11 protein-coding genes are annotated in these 17,191 nt (G+C 57.9%); 1 reads left to right on the top strand and 10 read right to left on the bottom strand.

Going from position 1 to position 17,191, the window contains the following annotated elements; all coding sequences use genetic code 11:
- Nucleotides 1–36: 36 nt before the first annotated feature.
- From HMPREF3155_RS07980 to HMPREF3155_RS07945, 8 genes are all read right to left on the bottom strand, one after another.
- Complete coding sequence (locus HMPREF3155_RS07980; RefSeq protein WP_070433009.1) at nt 37–948, bottom strand: class C sortase; 912 nt, start codon at nt 946–948, stop codon at nt 37–39.
- Nucleotides 935–6,883, bottom strand: coding sequence for a DUF5979 domain-containing protein (locus HMPREF3155_RS07975; protein WP_070433008.1), 5,949 nt, complete (start codon nt 6,881–6,883; stop codon nt 935–937). Before HMPREF3155_RS07975 ends, HMPREF3155_RS07980 begins: the two co-directional genes overlap by 14 nt.
- 59 nt (nt 6,884–6,942) lie before the next feature.
- Nucleotides 6,943–8,283 (bottom strand): isopeptide-forming domain-containing fimbrial protein, encoded by a 1,341-nt coding sequence (locus HMPREF3155_RS07970; RefSeq protein WP_148138227.1) that lies wholly within the window; start codon nt 8,281–8,283, stop codon nt 6,943–6,945.
- Between the two features lie 12 nt (nt 8,284–8,295).
- Nucleotides 8,296–9,132 carry a class C sortase gene (locus HMPREF3155_RS07965; RefSeq protein ID WP_246817712.1) on the bottom strand — a complete coding sequence of 279 codons (837 nt, stop codon included), beginning with the start codon at nt 9,130–9,132 and terminating at the stop codon, nt 8,296–8,298.
- 9 nt (nt 9,133–9,141) lie between these two features.
- Nucleotides 9,142–10,659 carry a SpaH/EbpB family LPXTG-anchored major pilin gene (locus HMPREF3155_RS07960; protein WP_070433006.1) on the bottom strand — a complete coding sequence of 506 codons (1,518 nt, stop codon included), beginning with the start codon at nt 10,657–10,659 and terminating at the stop codon, nt 9,142–9,144.
- A 373-nt stretch (nt 10,660–11,032) separates the two neighbouring features.
- Nucleotides 11,033–11,311 carry a 50S ribosomal protein L27 gene (rpmA, locus tag HMPREF3155_RS07955; protein WP_005531747.1) on the bottom strand — a complete coding sequence of 93 codons (279 nt, stop codon included), beginning with the start codon at nt 11,309–11,311 and terminating at the stop codon, nt 11,033–11,035.
- 42 nt (nt 11,312–11,353) lie between these two features.
- Nucleotides 11,354–11,659 carry a 50S ribosomal protein L21 gene (gene rplU / locus HMPREF3155_RS07950; protein WP_061924117.1) on the bottom strand — a complete coding sequence of 102 codons (306 nt, stop codon included), beginning with the start codon at nt 11,657–11,659 and terminating at the stop codon, nt 11,354–11,356.
- A 225-nt stretch (nt 11,660–11,884) separates the two neighbouring features.
- Complete coding sequence (locus tag HMPREF3155_RS07945; protein WP_070433005.1) at nt 11,885–15,058, bottom strand: translation initiation factor IF-2 N-terminal domain-containing protein; 3,174 nt, start codon at nt 15,056–15,058, stop codon at nt 11,885–11,887.
- 226 nt (nt 15,059–15,284) lie between these two features.
- Between HMPREF3155_RS07945 and HMPREF3155_RS07940 the strand changes: the two genes are divergently transcribed.
- Nucleotides 15,285–16,082 carry a hypothetical protein gene (locus HMPREF3155_RS07940; RefSeq protein WP_083281275.1) on the top strand — a complete coding sequence of 266 codons (798 nt, stop codon included), beginning with the start codon at nt 15,285–15,287 and terminating at the stop codon, nt 16,080–16,082.
- Nucleotides 16,083–16,284: 202 nt separating this feature from the next.
- On the opposite strand, the gene ndk is transcribed toward HMPREF3155_RS07940, so the two are convergent.
- Both ndk and HMPREF3155_RS07930 read right to left on the bottom strand, forming a co-directional pair.
- Nucleotides 16,285–16,695, bottom strand: coding sequence for a nucleoside-diphosphate kinase (ndk, locus tag HMPREF3155_RS07935; protein ID WP_061924281.1), 411 nt, complete (start codon nt 16,693–16,695; stop codon nt 16,285–16,287).
- A 39-nt stretch (nt 16,696–16,734) separates the two neighbouring features.
- Nucleotides 16,735–17,061 (bottom strand): hypothetical protein, encoded by a 327-nt coding sequence (locus HMPREF3155_RS07930; protein WP_070433004.1) that lies wholly within the window; start codon nt 17,059–17,061, stop codon nt 16,735–16,737.
- Nucleotides 17,062–17,191 lie beyond the last annotated feature (130 nt).

The following is a 17,191-nucleotide window of genomic DNA, read 5'->3' as shown; positions in this document are numbered from 1 at the left end:
TGGTTTCCTCGCACTAACGCTAAGTAGCTGTTTTTCTTACTCTGAGCTGCTCATACTACCATCGGCGGCCGCCTGCTTCCTAGCCTGACGTTCCTCGCGGGCTTGCTTACGTCGGCGGCGACGCCATTCCAGATAGATGATGATAAGCAAAGAGATGGCGATGATGCTAAGCGCGGCAATCATCCACCACGACAGCTTTGGATGCCAGCCCGAATCCTCATCTCCGCCCGCAATGTAGACGCGTTCTGCATGCACGAGCAGACGATCCGTGTTGATGCCGTACGGGGTGCAGGTGATCAGCGTGATCTGATCCTTGTCAGGCTCATAAGTCACCGCATCGTACTTATCAGGTTTGACCACCTCGCGGCCCACGACCTTGTAATGCAGCAACTCGCCCATCACCTCGATGGTGACGATTTCGCCGTCCTTGAGTCGCGGCAAGTTATCAAACATCGACGCGTCCACCATGCCGGTGTGTGCAGAAATAACGGCATTGGTTCCCTTACCTCCCACCGGCAGTGAGGAACCAAACATGTGTCCCGCGCCGTCGTAAAGCACAGCAGGGGCAGTCGTATGCCGCACGGGAAGATCGACGTTAATTGCGGGAATGCGAAGTCGCGCAATCGCGCCCCCGGCCTCTGGGGCATTGAGCGTTTTCATGTAACGCTCAAAGCCCGGTGAAGAAGGATTCGGTGGGAAAGCATGATGACCTTGCTCCGCCAACCAATCGTTGTACTCATGTGCCTGCTGCACGTAGGCCTCTCGCTGGGCCGGCGGGTCGATGCGTTCGATAGCACGCCGATAATCCTCCGCCTGGCGCTGCAGCTGCCAATCGTTGTACTGCGTCGCCACGATTGGGTACAGCAGCACGAGGATGCCCAGGATAACCAGCCACAGCGAGCTTTTCTTCTTGCGTGACTGGTTCTTCTTCGACTTAGTCTTCGCCATCGGTTTCTTCGTCGTTGCGATTACGCAGGTACAAAGCCATACCAATTGCCAGCAGAATGAGGCCGATCAGCAGCGCCCACACCAGGGTCTGACGGCCGGTATCCGGCAGCAGGAAGCCGAGGCCTTCCTTCAGACGCAGAGCACCGTAGCTATCGTCGTCGGAGACGAGGATGTTATTGCCCAGCGCTGTCACAGTAACCTTGCCGCGGTAGTAGAAGTTATCCTTCGTCGACTCCGTGATCTTCACGTCGAAGCTGCAGGTGGTGGATGCCCCTACGGCGAGATCGCCTGGGGCACAAACCTCAGTAGGAATCGCGCCGCCTTCCGGAACCACGTACTCGGATCCATCAGCGGCTACCACAGTGCGGCCAGCCAACTCCGGCTCGGTGAGCTTAAGGTCAGTCAGCGGCAAGGCGCCGTTGTTTTCTACCGTGTAGTTGAAACGCATGGTGGTCGCGTCGTCGGGAAGCACCGCGGTATCGGCCACCTTGCCAGTCACCGCACTGATAGGTGCGCCATCAATCTTCTTGGTGATGTTGACCCCAGGGAAGGTATTGATACCGGTCAGTTCCCACTTGCTGCCCGAAGTGGACATATCGCTGGCCTTCGCTACCGGCAGGATATCGAAGGACCACTCGCCAGAAGTCACCGTGTGGGTAGTCGGATCGATGGAGTTATTCGCCTTCACATTACCCAGGCGCGGTCCGGTCTCACCCACAGAGACAACCGGAGACGCAGAACCTTCATTCATGACCTCGCCGATGGTGCAGTTCTGATCAACTTCGATGTCACTCAACGTATGCGACTGGCCAGACTTCAAAGTGAATGTCTCACCACAGCTCGAGGAGAACTCGAAGGTCCGCCCCTCTCCTGCCGCGCCGACAGATTGCTTAGTGAAGGTGACCTCAACGCTATCGCGCGGATGCATCGCCTCACCGGCGATGGTCAACACCGGAGCACCCGTCTCAGAGCGCAGCGCGCTATCCAGCCTAAAATCGTAGGTGTACTTCTTCATGTCACTGGTGACTTTGTCGAGTGGAATATCTGCAGGCTTTACATCCGGGTTATCGGCTGCGGCGCCCTCCTTCGTCCACGTCGCGAAAGTCATGTACGGAGAACGCGTGCCCGCGGTCACTTCTAGCTGCACGCGCTCGCGCAGGGCCGAGGAACCACTTGCATCCAAGGTGCAGTCATAGCCCACCGGCAGGTTCACAACCTTGCCACCCGAAGGTGCACTGGCGTCAGCCACCGTCGCACTCGAGTTAGCTCTATTGACGTCGAAGCTCAACGTTTGGCTATCAAAGCCCGGAGCAGTACAGCTGACCTTATAGTCATAGCTATTGTTGCTCAGACCACCGAGGTAGCCATCCTGCAGCGCCGCGAAGGACACGGGGACGGTGCGGCGCGTGTAGGTGTTGGTGAAGTCATAGGAAACCGCCGGTTGGCCCTCTTCACCGACGCGCTTGTCGACCTCACGTGGGTCCTGCTTCCACTCCAAAGCTTCTGGTGTGGCAGAAGGAGCGAGCTCCGTGAAGGTACACCACGCACCGGAAGGAACCTCAACCTCGTCCGAGGTGAAGGTCAACGTGCCATCCGGGAAGGCATTGGTATCGCCCGCATTCAAACTGGTAGGCAGCCCCACGTTAGAGATGGAATAACCCACGCCCTGGCACTGGTAGTCGAAGCGGAACTCTGGGTTGGCCTCGCGCAGCACCTGAAGGTCGTCCGCATTGGCGACGATCTTCTTACTCATCTTGATGGGCGACTTCACGAATTCATAGAAGTTGACCAGTTCGACCTTGTTGCCCAGGCCTCCATCGGAGATGTCGTCCTCAATCATGAACTTCTGCGAGGTGGTCTCACCATCTGCGAGATCGGTATCCGTGTAGGTCATGCCCTCGTCGCGCTGCAGACGCCACTCCACCTTGCTTGGACGCATGTGCGTTTCCAGTTCCGTGCCATCCGGCGCGGTCTGAGTCAAGTTGAGCTGACCGAACTTGTCACCGGTCAGTTCGCATTCCGCGCCGACCGGGATATCAGCAAAACTGGTAGAGCCAGGTCCCTGAATGGTGCTGTTGACCGGGAAAGTTCCCAGCTTGCCCGAACCATCGATAGGCCCTTCTGGGTCACGGCAGACCAATGCAAAGTTGTGGGTATAGAACTGGTCTTTCCAGTTTGCGCCATAGGCTGCCTGGACGTCGACTGGCGTGTTAGCAACCTTGTCCAGGTTCACCTCTGCCAGCTGACGGGTATAGGTATTGACCAACTTCACGTCTTGGTTGCCTCTGACGTCGAAGTTCAGGGAGCGATCGCCTGAAGCGTCCCCGACTTTTACTTCCTGGGTGAAAGTGATGCCCTCGGCAGCAGTGGTCTCACCTTCTGCCGCAACGCACTCGGAACCGTCCGGAATGTTATCAAAGCTCAAGGACTGGCTAGCCGCATCATCAGATTGCGGGGAGCTGACCTTACCGGAGACAGTGATGACGCTGCCGCCACCGGGTGGCGTGCACTTCATCGTGAAATCGAATTGACGGTTGTACTTGACGTCCTTGCGGGCCTGGGAGAAGTAAGCCTCATTGGCAAAGTCGACCTGCTTGGTCACAGCCACGGTGACATCTTGGTAGTCGTAGGTGTGGGTTACCTGTGCAATGGTGGAATCGCCGACGATGAACTCACCAGAAACGATGCGAGCTTCGTCGTTGAAGGTCTGAGACTCGCCATCGACTGAAATGTTGGAATCACGGTCGATGGCGTAGCCATTGCGTTTGCCGTCTTCACGGTTGCTGTCGGATTCGACCAATTGGCACGTGCTTCCCGACGTCACGACGGTGGCTGGCACGGTCTCCTTCGGGTTATCGGGCCCCAGGGTGATAGTGGCGTACTGGCCTAGGTCCAAGGGGCTGCCGTCGTCGGCGGTACAGGTCAATTCGTAGTCGACGTCGCGGAAGAACTCGTCGACGCCTGCCTCAGACTGGGTAATGGTGATGCCCTTACCGGCGGGTTCGAAGGTATTGGTCAGGCTAACGGATTCAGAGTCAGAATCGACTGTAAAAGTCTGCTCCTTGGCGTCGGTTGACCACAGAACGCCGTTGCCAGTCGAAGGAGTGGTTTCAGAGAACGTACATTCATTGCCATAGGGCACGCCCATCGCACCGTCGCGGTCATTAACCAGCCCCGCAATCGTGGGATCGGAGACCTCGGCGACGAGACGTTCGGTCTGCCCATCGGCTAAACGGACAGTACCAGTGAGGTCGACAGGAACATAGCTATCGCTCGTCGTCTCTACCGTGCGGGTACCACAGCGGAAGGAAAGCTCGTAGTCAGCAGGCAGGTTAGCGCCGTTGACGGAATTGTTAACGAGCTTGGTCAAATCGACCGTGCCCGTTTTATTGAAGTAGTGGTTCGACACAGAAACGCGGTTCTGGTTGGTATCCCTGGATTTGTTCACGGTCAAAACCGGGGTGGTCTTTGCTTCCTCATTGTTGAGGGTGGTCACCACGTCAGAAGAATTGGACGCGGAGACCGTGGTGCGGTCAAGCGTGACGTTCTGCTGCGAGGGGCTACCGGATTCGTAGACGTAGCAGTCTGCACCGACGCGCACGCCCTCGATCTTGACCGGATTGGCGGTGTCAGTGGTGATGTTCATGTCGCCTTCGAGGTTGTAGGCGGCATCGTTTGGGTCGGTGCAGCGATAGTGCACCGGGAAGGTGGTACCCGCGTCCAACAAGCTGCTGCCTGGTCCACGCAACTGCTTGATCACACGGACGTCGCGGGTCTTGTAAGAGTAGTGCGCCTCGATACGAATATCGGACACAGTCGGGGTTCCACCTTGCGGATAATCCTTCAGGCGGATGGTGTAGGTGCCATCGGAGTTGGCTTGAATTTGCTGGCCATCAACCCAGACATCGCGGCCGTCGAAGCTAATGCGCTCGGCCTCGGAATCGGAAAGGCCAGACAGTGGCTTGAGCACGCAATCGCGCTCGACTGGGACATTGTTAAAGCTCGTATCGCCGGCGATTTCATCCCCAGTGCCCGTGGCCTGGATCGTGGATTGCTGACTGTAATTGGTGGTCAAACAACGTAGCGAGAAAGAATAATCGCGCGGGCTGCCGAGCTCGTTGACGGGTTCGCCGGTGATGGTCTTTGAGATGTTGACGGTGCCGGGACGGTAGTCATAGTTGTTGTTTGCCTCGATGTCATTCGAGTGATCGGCGGCGTTGACACCGGATTTCAGGGTGACAGTACCAACGGGCACGGCGTCGGTGTTCTGGGAGGTGCCGTTGCCCTTCCAGGTCAGGGTCAGTTCCTTACCTGGACGGGCAGGCGGAGCACCATCAGCAAACTTCTCCGTCAAGGTACAAGTCGCGCCGGCTGGCAGACCTTCAACGGTGTAATCATCACCAGCGGCGAGATCACGAGAATCCTCCAGCTTCATCGTGGGGTAAGCATCGGAGTAGCCGGCCGGGGCGGCGCAGCGGTAGCCCAAGTTGAACTTGCGCGACTGCACCTCGTCGAAGCCGGCCGCGGTACCGGTGACCGTCTTTCGTAGGGTCAGCGAGGAGAATTGGTACTTTGGCTTCCACGTGACGGTACAGGACATGGGAACCGAGTACTTGTTTTGGTAGACCACCTCGGAGGTACCTGCCGCGGCATTGTTGTTGAGCTGGAATCCCGAGGGCACGGAGCCTTCTTTGATGGTGTAATCCGTGGTACCGAGGGTGCAACGCCACGTCGGCGTATAGCGGGCCAGCGCCTTGCTCTTTTCCGTGCCGGTGGCAGCAGACTTGAACACCATGGAATCGGCAGCGACGTTGCCGTTCACATCGGGGGACATGCGGCGCAGCGCCTGGGTGTAGGTGTTCGCGCCTTGCCACGGAACCTTGGTGTCGGTGCTGCCATAGCGGGTGGCCATGGAGAAATCGAACTTGGTCTCTTGACCCGTGATGGTCTTTTCCATCGTGGTATCCGGCTGGACGACGTCGCCGGTCATGCGGCCCATGTTGAGGGCTAGTGCAACGCCTTGGAAGTTGTTGCGAGTAAAGAAGCCGACGTCGAGGCTCGTCAGGCCATCGCCGCCCACGATGTAAGAGCCGGCCTTGCCGGTGTTGATGGAGAATTCCTTGCACACGAAGTCTTTCGGCGTGTTATCGCCGCGATTGTAGTAATCCTCGATGCCGGGGCCGAAGACGTTGCTGGAATTGTTATTGGGATCGCACGCGGAGCGATAACCGCTCGGAGTGAAACGCTTGTACGGAAAAATGGTCTGCCCCGTCTCGGGGGCATCGATGGTCAAGTTTTCCGTAAATAATGACCAACCACGAGTGTCCTGTGCATCGACGATTGAGGTGCGGTAATTGCTCACGTATTGGCCGGTGAACTTATCCTTGACCTTGATGTTGCGAAAGCGCAGGGTGGCCTGCTGCGATGCGGCCGTAATTCCGGTGCCTATACCCCACACCACGCTCGGCTGGATGGCCTCCTGACCAGAACGCGGGACAAAGTAGTCGGTGTCGTTTACATTGCGGCCAAAGACGCCGTCACCCACCGGACCGGAATACGTCTGCAGCTTGGAAGGATCAGTGTTTAGGTCGTAGCCGCGTTCGTCTTTTGTCTCGTACATGACGTCGAAAGTCAGCTCGTAGCGGCCGAGATCCTTCTTCACGGGCTTCGGGTAGGTGGTGACCGAGTTATTGAGATCCGACATGTCGATCCAGCACAGCTGGTCCGCATAGTTGGCGGCCTCACCGGTGCCACTGCGGAAACCGCACTGCTTGTACGTCGCCTCGTTCGTGGCCCAGCCCTTGCTGGTCTGTGCCTCGGCTTCGGGCGTCACCAAGTTATTCAGCGGCGAAGAGGGCGCGACGACTAGCATTAGCGTCACGAACGCCACCAATAATGCGGCGAAAAGGCGCCGAGTCTTGGTGTTAACCGTCATAAATGCTCCTGCGGAAAAGATTGTGTGTGAGGAATGAAATAGGTTGGCCGGGCGTACCCTCATACGCGACCATCTCCTTCATCGTCATCGTCATCCTCGTCGCGCCTGCGAACGAGAATAAAGCCCAGCACCAATGCGGTAATCGCAGCGAGCACGATGCCGATCACGCTGGCGCCGGTGCTTGCGAGGTTGTCGGCAATCTTGCCGGCAATACGCTTTGCTTGCTCGCCGACGCCGTTACCCTTGCTGTCATTGCCAGCATCGTCGACTACCCCACTGCTCGGAGAATCGGGATGCCCATGAGTCTCGGAACCCGGCTGGGTTTTTCCATCGCGATCGTCATCGTTGTCATCGATCGGATGATTTTTGCCTACAACGACGACTTTCGCTGGAGTGGACTGGATAGTGGCAGGCTGATCGCCACGGCACTGTTCAGCTGCAGCAAGAACAACGCGCTCAGTTACTTGACGGCCGTTAGCATCGGAATACGCCAAGGTCGAAACACTAGGACTTAGGTTTGGTAGGCAGTAGCCGTCGGGGCTAAAGCGCGCAATGTTGGTGATGACATCGCCAACAGCTTCAGAAGAGCGCACTTCTGCTTCCAAGTGAATTTCCACACGGGTCTCCGGATTGCCAAGCCGTGCCTTCGCCAGAATGTCTAGTCCAGACTGTTCCATCACGATTTCAACGGAGTTACCGTCAAGGATAGTGCGAAAATCGCGCCCGTCCTCCAAAGTTTGCGAGCCATTGAGGTTGCTCACGGTAATGGACTTTAGCCGCCGAAACGCAAGACGCGGATCCAGCTCATCGAGCACGACAAACTGGTGGAGCTTTCCTTGGGCGTCGCAAGGCGGTAGCGACGTCTTGATGCGATAGTCCAGCACAGCTCCAACCTCGACTGATCGAGCGTCCACTGTTTTATCGACAATCACCGGATGCGCTTTGGCACTGATTTCAGCCTGCACGTCATTCTTTACGGGGACGAGGAAAGGGCTTGCCACATCCTCGTAGGAATTGTCGGTGCGTTGGGGCCGCTCGGTTACCTGGTACACGCCCTCTGATAAGCCTGTAAACGTTGCAGTACCGGTCTCATCAGTAGTTGCAACAATTTCAGGCCCGAGCTCCATGCCAGGCTTCGAAGTCAACAAGGCAGGATTATCCTGAACCATCTGCCCGAGTTCTTCTGGGCTTGCCAAGGGCAGCCCAAGAAGCTGACGGACGACGAAGACAGCACCAACGTTGGAGTTGATGCCTTTGGGGTCAGCGCTCTTGTGAACTGACAAACTACCAGTGCTTGCCGAATGCGCTGGCGCCGGCGAGACAGCGACGATCAAGGCGCACGCAAAGAACAGGCCAACGGCCAAGCGCATCAATGCCTCACATCGCCCTCTGGTAGTCACGTTAGGATTCCTCTAATTCTTTTTCTTTTTCTTTCGCTTACGCCCTGCCAGGAACCACCACAGCAGGTAGAGCAGTACCAATGCCGCAATGACAATGGCTGCGATCATCCATGGCTGCCACGGCGAGTGGTAGCTCTGGTCAAGCTCAGCGGGTAGCTCGGTACGCTCGCCGCGGACCAGCAAGCGATGGCTGTTGATGCCGTACGGAGTACACGTCACCAAGGTCAATAAGTCGCGGCCTTCTTCGGCACGTAAGGCCTCCACTTGATCGGGAAGAACCGTCTCAATCTGGTCCACCTTGTAGACCATGGTCTTACCCATGACCTCAACCGTGAAGACATCCCCCACTTTGATGTGGGTGAGGTTGTCGAACATGGTCAGGGTGGCAAGGCCGGTGTGACCGGTAAGAACCGCGTGGTTTCCTTCCCCACCAACGGGAAGCGCCGTGCCGTAGAGGTGGCCCACGCCATGCGCGAGAACATCAGTCGACGTTCCGTGATAGACGGGCAAGTCGATGCCCACTGATGGAACGCGAACACGCGCCATTGCACCAATCTGGTGCAGCGTGTCGAGGTAGCGCTGGTAATCCGGTGAGGAGGTATCAACTCCATTGACCCATGGGTCGGGAGCGCCCACCTCTGGCAGCTGGGCGTTATAAGCCTGCGCCTCGGCGAAAGCTGCCTCGCGCTCTCGCTCGGACAGCTTGTCGACGCCGCGCGAATAGTTCTCCGCGATGCGGTGCTGCTCCACATTTTTGTAGTGGGTCAGCACCACGGGGCTGAGAAACACGAGCATCGCCAAGACGAGGTAGATAACCCCGCGTGGATTACGCCTGCGCTTTCCCTTCACATGGCCTCCTTAGGCCTGGGCGCGGTTGTCCTTATAAGAGGTGTACAGACCACGAGCCAGCAGGAGCAGGCCGACGAGGAATACCAACAGGATTCCCCATGCACCGGTTGCCGGCAGCTGGTTGATGATGTTGTTCTTCTGGTTCTCAACGCTGACTGCCAGGGTGCGTGCATTGACGTCGATGGTCACGTGCTGCGGCTCTGGGTTGCGGACGTAGCCTTCCGGTGCCTTGGTCTCCAGCACGCAGTAGTCATTGTTGGTGGTGCCGGTGTTTGCAGCGAAGGAGTTGATTGGAACGCCGTAGCCCTGTGCCGTGGAGGAACGGTTGTCACCGCCGGAGGTGGTGAGCTTGGTGGATGGGCTACCGGTCTCGGTGGTAGCAACGTTCAATGCTTTACCCAGCAGCTCGTACTTGGTGGAGTCCTGGTCGGAGACCTTGCACTGGTACAGCTCGAACTCCGCACCTGCTAGCGGGTCAGTGCCGTTGGTGGAGGTCTTGGTGATGGTCAGGTTACCGAAGGTCGTCGAGGTGGGGTTATCTTCGGTCTTATCCGGAGTGCTCGGGTCATCGCCGTTGGTATCAACGGTGGCGTTGTTCGGCAGCTCGATGGTTGCCTTGTTGGTGATCTGGCCAGTATCAGCCGGAATGGAAACGATGGTGGCATCAAAGCCGGCCACAACCTTTAGGGTCGGGTCGGACTTACGAGCTTCCTGCAGCTTGCCGCGGCCATCCTGGGTGAATTCGATACGCAGGGTGTTATTAGCGGTATCGACCTTGTAATCAGCGTCCTTCGTCAAAGTTGGAGCATTTGCACCCTGTGCCTCGACGGTGATGCCGTCAGCCTTGAGTTTGAGGCTTTGATTCAGCGGGTCAACGATGTTGAAACGGGTCAACTCACCAGCCGGAACCGGCGCATTGATGGTGTAGTGCAGATCAGAACCGATGGTGGCGTTGGTGTCATCGACCTGCTTGGAAGGGTTAACCTGCTGGTTCTTCGGGCTCACCGTCTGGGTATAAGACCACTTACCATCCTCCGAGTGCGGCAGCGCTACCAGGAACGGAGCTGCAGCGGTGTAGTTACCGCTCTGCACCTCTGTGATCTTGTAGAGGCCAACCTTGAACGCCGGAGTTTTAGCAGTGGTCATTGAAGCGGTGCCCTGATCGTTGGTCTCAATGGTGCCCACTTCAGTGACATCGGTGGCAGTCGCAGCGGTGAGATCAGCAGCGGCTGCCCAACCTTCCTGGGTGGTCAGGTCTACGTTATTGACCTTTTCCACCTTGAAAGTGATGCCGCCGAGGGCGGTGGTGTTATCGAGTGAGCCAGGGTCACCCAGACGCTTGTTGATGATGAGCTCGATATCGTGGTTTGCATCAACGAGATCGGCATCGGCCGCAGCCCCCGGGGTCGCCTCAGCGCCGGCCTCGGAGGTGGTCTGTGCAAGTGCGGGAGCGGCAAATCCAGCGCCCGCGACGGAAACGGTGCTTGCAGCAATAACCGCTGCCAAGCGCATAGAGAACTTAGACATAGGGAATCCTATTCCCCCATCAAACTGGGGCATCGAGGGCGTTAACATTAGCGCCCGCTGAATATTTAGCAGTTCAATCCTAGTAAATCGTTCGTAGCCCCACAAACTATGAAATCATCTTTACCCGCACTATTCGGCCACAAAACCACACAATCGCCACCCATAACGCAGCAAAACCCAGCTCTTTTACCCCCGTTTTCACCCTTTCCCACCCATATGATGAACATACGAGGAGAATTAATACATCGAATCTTTTCTTATTTAGTTAATAGTTTCTGTAAAGTCAGACAATTTCCTGAAAAAGAGGGCGTAAATACAAAAACGAAAAAGGTCTGACTCCGAAAATCGGAATCAGACCTTTTTACGTTATTAACTAGGCAGAAGCCTCAACTGCAGCCTGCTCAGCCGGAACGATGTTCACGATGCGGCGGTTGCGCTTGATAGCGAACTCAACAGCGCCTGCCTCGAGTGCGAACAGGGTATCGTCGCCGCCGCGACCAACGTTCTCACCTGGGTGGAACTTGGTGCCGCGCTGACGCACGATGATCTCGCCGGCCTTAACCTGCTGACCACCGAAGCGCTTGACGCCGAGACGCTTGGACTCAGAGTCGCGACCGTTGCTGGAGCTGGAAGCACCCTTCTTGTGTGCCATGTGGTTTTCCCTCCTTCAGGGATTTCTCGAGCCGGTTAAGGCTTACTTGATACCGGTTACCTTCAGAACGGTCAGCGGCTGACGGTGGCCCTGACGCTTCTTGTAGCCAGTCTTGTTCTTGTACTTCAAGATGTCGATCTTCGGGCCCTTGCCCTGCTCGACGATCTCAGCAGAGACGGAGACCTTCTCCAGGTCAGCAGCCTTAGCCTTAACGGTTGCGCCATCGACGAGCAGAACCGGGGTGAGAGCTACGGACGTACCCGGCTCACCCTCGATCTTCTCGACCTTGACGAGGTCACCTTCAGCAACCTTGTACTGCTTTCCGCCGGTCTTGACGATCGCGTACATAGAGGGTTACCCCTTATCTAAACTCGGCTCAGAAGCGGCAGGGTGAGCCACTTCTGAATGGACAATTACTTATTGCGTTTATCCCTGGCGCTATGCGTGGCGCCCGCGCAAAACAACGACTCGGCCGATGCAGCGCATTCATGGTCTAAACAGCGACTGTCAAAGACTACCCCGTCACGGGCAGAAAATACAAACTGCGTATTTTCTCTCCCGCGTGGCGAAGGCCTACTTTGCGCTGCGCCGTGCTACGCGACGCCGTCCGCGCCCACTGCCGCCCTTGCCAGAAGCACGCCCCTTTTCCCGCTCAGCCTGGCGATTTTCGCTCTGCTTAGCCGGATTTTCCTGAGTGTTTTCTGCTGCTGGCTGCGCGGACTTACGAGCCACCGCCTTGCGGACGGCCCGCTTGCGGCCACGGCGAATGACCTTGGTTTCGGTAGCTGCAGGCTCTCCTGCTTCTTCTGCCTCGGGCTCTACCACGGGGGCATCCTTTGGTTTGGCAGCACTCTGGCGAACAACGCGGCGACGACCACGCACTCGCTTTAGCGCAGCCTTCGGCTTGCGCTCCACCTTTTCCTCGGCGGGCGCTTCCTTTTCAGCCGGAGCCAGGAAGTCCTGCGGCTGCGGGCGGTGGTCGGAACGCGAGTTGCCACGGGTGCGGCGCTTACGACGCGGCGAAGCCTCGAACTCTGCAACGGCTTCCTCGTAGGTCTGCTGCTTATCGCTTTCCTGCTGCTTCGGAGCATTCGAACGCACGCTACGACGACGGCCGCGTCCGCTCTTGCGTTTATCATGGCGTGGCTGCTCTTCTTCGTCGGCAACGTACGAGCTGAACTCTGCGACGTCGTCAAGCTCTGCGGCGTTTTCCGCAGCAGCATAACCGATGCTTGCGATGTCTTCTGCAGAAGTACCAGCGTCCTGAGGCTTCCTTTCCTCACGCTGGACGCGGCGACTACGACGGTTACGGCGCTTCTTATTGCCCTTCTGCTCGTCCTGCTCCTCCTCGCCCACGACGATGCCAGCTACGAGTTCCTCGATGGAGGTCTTCTTTTCCCCCTGTTGCTCTTGGTCCTGCTCATCCTCGTGGCGGTGCATGGCAACGGCAGCCGGATGCTGCTGCGGATCATGTTCGGGGTGACGGCGTTCGCGACGCTGGCGGCGTCCCTTGTGCTCGTGACTGCCGTGAGTATCCTGCTCTTCTTCCACTGGGTACTCGTGGATGATGATGCCGCGGCCATGGCAGGTCTCGCACTCGGTGGAGAAAGTCTCCACCAAGCCGGTGCCCAGGCGCTTACGGGTCATCTGTACCAGACCCAACGACGTGACCTCAGAAACCTGGTGGCGCGTGCGGTCACGACCCAAGGCCTCCTTGAGGCGGCGCAGAACCAGCTCCTGGTTCTCCGGCAGAACCATGTCGATGAAGTCCACGACAATCATGCCGCCCAAATCACGCAGACGCATCTGGCGCACGATTTCCTCGGCAGCCTCAAGATTGTTACGGGTGACCGTCTCCTCCAGGTTGCCGCCGGAACCGGTGAACTTGCCGGTGTTGACGTCAATCACGGTCATGGCCTCAGTGCGGTCAATGACCAAGGTGCCGCCGGAAGGCAGCCATACCTTACGGCTGAGCGCCTTATGCAGCTGCTCATCGATGCGGTAGGTAGCAAAGGCGTCTTCCCCGCCGTTGCTGCGTGCGTCGTACTTCTCCACGCGGTCAGCGAGATCGGGCGCCATGGACTCTACATAGGCGCTGACGGTGTTGAAGGAACGCTTGCCGTCAACGATGAGCTTGGTGAAGTCCTCGTTGAAAAGGTCTCGGACGACCTTAACCAGAAGATCTGGCTCTTCATACATGGTCACCGGCTTGGCACCCTTGGTGGACTTCTCGTGCTCAGCGCGGCGAGTGATGTCCTCCCACAGGTCATGGAGGCGATTGACGTCGGTGGAAATGGCCTCTTCGGAGACGTTCTCGGCTGCGGTGCGGATGATTGCGCCGCCGTCGCCAGGCACAACGCGCTCCAAAATGGATTTCAAGCGCTTGCGCTCCGGAACAGGCAGCTTGCGGGAAATACCCGCACTGCGGCCACCTGGGACATAGACCAGGTAACGGCCGGCCAAGGAAATCTGGGTGGTCAGACGCGCGCCCTTGTGACCGATTGGGTCCTTAGCCACCTGGACCAGGACCTGGTCACCGGACTTGAGCGCATTTTCGATCTTGCGTCCGCGGCCGCCCAGGCCAGCAGAACGCCAATCCACTTCACCAGCATAAAGCACGCCGTTGCGGCCCTGTCCGATGTCGATGAAGGCAGCCTCCATCGAAGGCAGGACGTTTTGCACACGGCCCAAGTAGATATTGCCGATGAGCGAGGCCTGGGCCTCAGTGGTGACGAAGTGCTCTACAAGGAGATCGTCTTCGAGGACGCCAACCTGCGTGATGATGCCGGCGCCATCGGCGCGCTCCTTGTCGCGCACGACCATGGTGCGCTCGACGGATTCCCGACGCGCCAGGAATTCCGCCTGGGAGACGATGTGCTGACGCTCTCGGCCCTTCTCACGCAGCTCGGCACGACGACGGCGCTGCGCTTCGATGCGAGTGGAACCCTTGATTGCTTTGGGCTCCTCGATGGTCTCGGTCTCGTGCTCATGCTCCTGTGCCCCACGGCCACGGGACGTACCACGGCTACCGCGTCGGCGACCACCGCTGCGAGCTTCCTCGGAGGTCTCCTCCGTCTCACGCGGCTGCGGCTTTTCCAGCTTCGGCGCCATGAAGATAGGAGCGAAGTCGTAGACCTCTGGCTCGTCCTGCGGCATCGGCGTAACGACGGGCGCATACTCGTCTTCGTCGAATTCATCGCCGGCTTCAACTAGCGCCTCATGCAGCTTCTCGACGTCGACGGTGCCCGTGTCCGCATGCTCAGCTTCTTCAGGCTGCGCGGTGTCTTCCACGGCCTCAGCGGTTTCGGCGAGCTCGGCCTCGATCTTTTCCTCAATCTGGGAAATCTCGTTGGCGACGTTCTTGCGCACGCGGTCGCGCAGCTTGGCATCGTCCTGCTCGTCTTTGACCTCAGCAGGCTCGGCGGCAGCCTTCTTCTTTTTAGCCTTCTTGTTTTCTTGCTTGTTTTCTTGGGCCTCGCCATCGCCTGCCTTGGCGATGATGGCATCGAGGACTTGGCCTACTTCTTCCCGCGTGAGGGAAGATTGCGCGGCCTTTTTCAGGCCCAGCTCGGCGTATTCAGCAACGAGCTCTTTGGAGCTAAGCCCCAGCTGCTTTGCCACCGTATACAGGCGGGTCTTTTCTGCAAAAGCTTCGCGGTCAATCTTTGCGGCGAAAGCTGCTGCAGCAGCATATGAGTTTTCAGTTTTCGTATTCTTTGCAGTCTTCGTAGTCTTCTTAGTCGCCATCTGGTGACCTTCTCCTGACAAAATCAGCGGCACAATCCCCGGGCGCAGGCAACATAATCAGCACCTTTTGACTGACACAGGCTTTCTGCAGCCACACGAGGGGGCCGGAATGTATGGTGCGGTATGAAATTTTCTGCTTCCCATTGTGGCACAGGACGTCGGCAAGCTGTGCTTTAGCCAAACCAAGCCCCACGAGATATAAGCCACCTGTGGCAAGATGTCGGACATGGAAGCGCCTGAGGAGAAAAAAGAACTCGCAATTCCTGAGCACGCACCGCGCACGGTGGCACAGGCTCGGGCCCGTAACGAGATTTCGATGCGCGATATTTTTATCGGCTCGATTCCGCTTTCCCTCGCGTTTGCTTTATCCAATCCAGATCTGGGGCACTATTCAGGCCAGTACGTGTTGGTGGGCATTTGCATCGTGCTTAGTGTGCTGGCGGGCATCAACATTCTGCGCAAAAAGCCTAAGATGATTCAGGCCGTGCGCGAGGAGCATAAGTCGGGCGACTACTCTTCCTTGGCCTATATCGGTCCCTTCCTGCCGGTGGTGGGTGCGCCAATTCTGTGGCTGGCCGATGACTTCGGCCTCGTCCCAGATGCCACTATCTCACCTATCGTGCTAACTGTCTGCAAGGCTATCTACATGGTGCCAGCGTTCACGCTTGGCGGTTGGGCCTCATTTACGGGCCCGTACCGTACGGGGCGGCGGCGCATCCGCAAGACGCTGGAACATTCTTCGATCGAGGGAATCACCGAGACGACCTTGCAGGCTGTAACCGACTACGCCGATATTGTCTCAGCGCTGGTGGCAGCCGGTGCTGTGGAAGGCAATATCGTGAGCGTCAAGCAGTTGGGTTACATCACCGGGCAGGAGGAAGGCCTCGAAAAGCGAGTGCTGGAGCTGGAAAAGACCGGCGTGGTGAAGCTGCGCGGTGTGCGTCATTCCGATAACACTCGCACGTGGGATGTCACGCTGACCGAGTTGGGTGTGCGGAGCATGTATGAGGCGCGGAGGCGTTAGCTGAGGGCTTGGGCCGCACATTTTGCCAAATAGTGCGCTGAAACGGGGTGGTTTTGGCGGCATATTTGGCAAATTGTGCAGGCGCGGTGCAGATACGGCGCCAAAGCGGTGCAGACACGGCGCCAGCGAAGAAGAAGGGGACGCCAAGCACGAAGAAAGCCCGCACTCGCCAAGCGAATGCGGGCTAAAAAGCTAGATGCTTTTACAGGTTCGGGAACCAGATGGAGATCTCGCGCTCAGCGGACTCTGGGGAGTCAGAGCCGTGAACAACGTTCTCGCCGACGGTCAGAGCAAAGTCGCCGCGGATGGTGCCCGGGGTGGCCTTGGAAACTGGGTCGGTGCCGCCAGCCAGCTGGCGCCATGCCTCGATAGCGCGCTCGCCCTCAACAACGCCAGCAACCAGCGGTGCGGAGGTGATGAACTCAACGAGGTCACCGAAGAATGGCTTGTCCTCGTGCTCTGCGTAGTGCTTCTTAGCGGTAGCCTCGTCTGCAACGCGCAGATCCATAGCAACCAGCTTCAGGCCCTTGCGCTCGATGCGGGTGATGATTTCACCGACGTGGCCGTTCTTAACGCCGTCTGGCTTGATGAGAATGAGTGTACGTTCAGTCATGGCTGCCATAGTACTAAAGCTATTCCGCCGCGTCTCGCGCTAGGGGTGAGATGTTTGGTTCAGCCCGCGCACGATTTTCTCCGCGTGGTTGTAATCGGTCCCCTTAAACCACAGTTGCACCTGTTTTACGGCGGTGCCGAACTGGCCGTTTTCCAGCAGTCGGTTAAGCTCGGCTCGCTGATCTTCTGAAAGATCTGTTTCGCTAACGGGAGTTGCGGGGCGCGCCGATTGCCACAGGCCGAGCGCCAGGAACGCCGCGGCAGCAAGCAGCGCAACCAGCGGCAACCAAGGCTGCCCGGTCATTGCGCGCAGCAGCAAGGCCACAATGCAGCCCAGCGCCGCGAGGAAAAAGTAGAGATAGCGCATGCCTGCAAAGTCTACGTGGCTATTAGCGCGGCAGCGAGGCTTCGGCCCGACGAAACCGCCGAGTTCCTGGCTGGAGCCCCATTGCGAGCAGAATCCACATAAGGCAGAAAACGGTCGAGGAACGACAGCT

It is taken from the genome of Corynebacterium sp. HMSC06D04 (assembly GCF_001807315.1).
Taxonomy (GTDB): domain Bacteria; phylum Actinomycetota; class Actinomycetes; order Mycobacteriales; family Mycobacteriaceae; genus Corynebacterium; species Corynebacterium simulans.
Note: the sequence above shows the minus strand (reverse complement) of the source record. Positions and strands in the feature narration are given on the sequence as shown.

What these genes read in the sequence shown, in the direction of transcription:
- HMPREF3155_RS07980 (WP_070433009.1), bottom strand. Translation starts at nt 948, where the DNA reads ATGGCGAAGACTAAGTCGAAGAAGAACCAGTCACGCAAGAAGAAAAGC.
- HMPREF3155_RS07975 (WP_070433008.1), bottom strand. Translation starts at nt 6,883, where the DNA reads ATGACGGTTAACACCAAGACTCGGCGCCTTTTCGCCGCATTATTGGTG.
- HMPREF3155_RS07960 (WP_070433006.1), bottom strand. Translation starts at nt 10,659, where the DNA reads ATGTCTAAGTTCTCTATGCGCTTGGCAGCGGTTATTGCTGCAAGCACC.
- rpmA (WP_005531747.1), bottom strand. Translation starts at nt 11,311, where the DNA reads ATGGCACACAAGAAGGGTGCTTCCAGCTCCAGCAACGGTCGCGACTCT.
- rplU (WP_061924117.1), bottom strand. Translation starts at nt 11,659, where the DNA reads ATGTACGCGATCGTCAAGACCGGCGGAAAGCAGTACAAGGTTGCTGAA.
- HMPREF3155_RS07945 (WP_070433005.1), bottom strand. Translation starts at nt 15,058, where the DNA reads ATGGCGACTAAGAAGACTACGAAGACTGCAAAGAATACGAAAACTGAA.
- HMPREF3155_RS07940 (WP_083281275.1), top strand. Translation starts at nt 15,285, where the DNA reads ATGGAAGCGCCTGAGGAGAAAAAAGAACTCGCAATTCCTGAGCACGCA.
- ndk (WP_061924281.1), bottom strand. Translation starts at nt 16,695, where the DNA reads ATGACTGAACGTACACTCATTCTCATCAAGCCAGACGGCGTTAAGAAC.
- HMPREF3155_RS07930 (WP_070433004.1), bottom strand. Translation starts at nt 17,061, where the DNA reads ATGCGCTATCTCTACTTTTTCCTCGCGGCGCTGGGCTGCATTGTGGCC.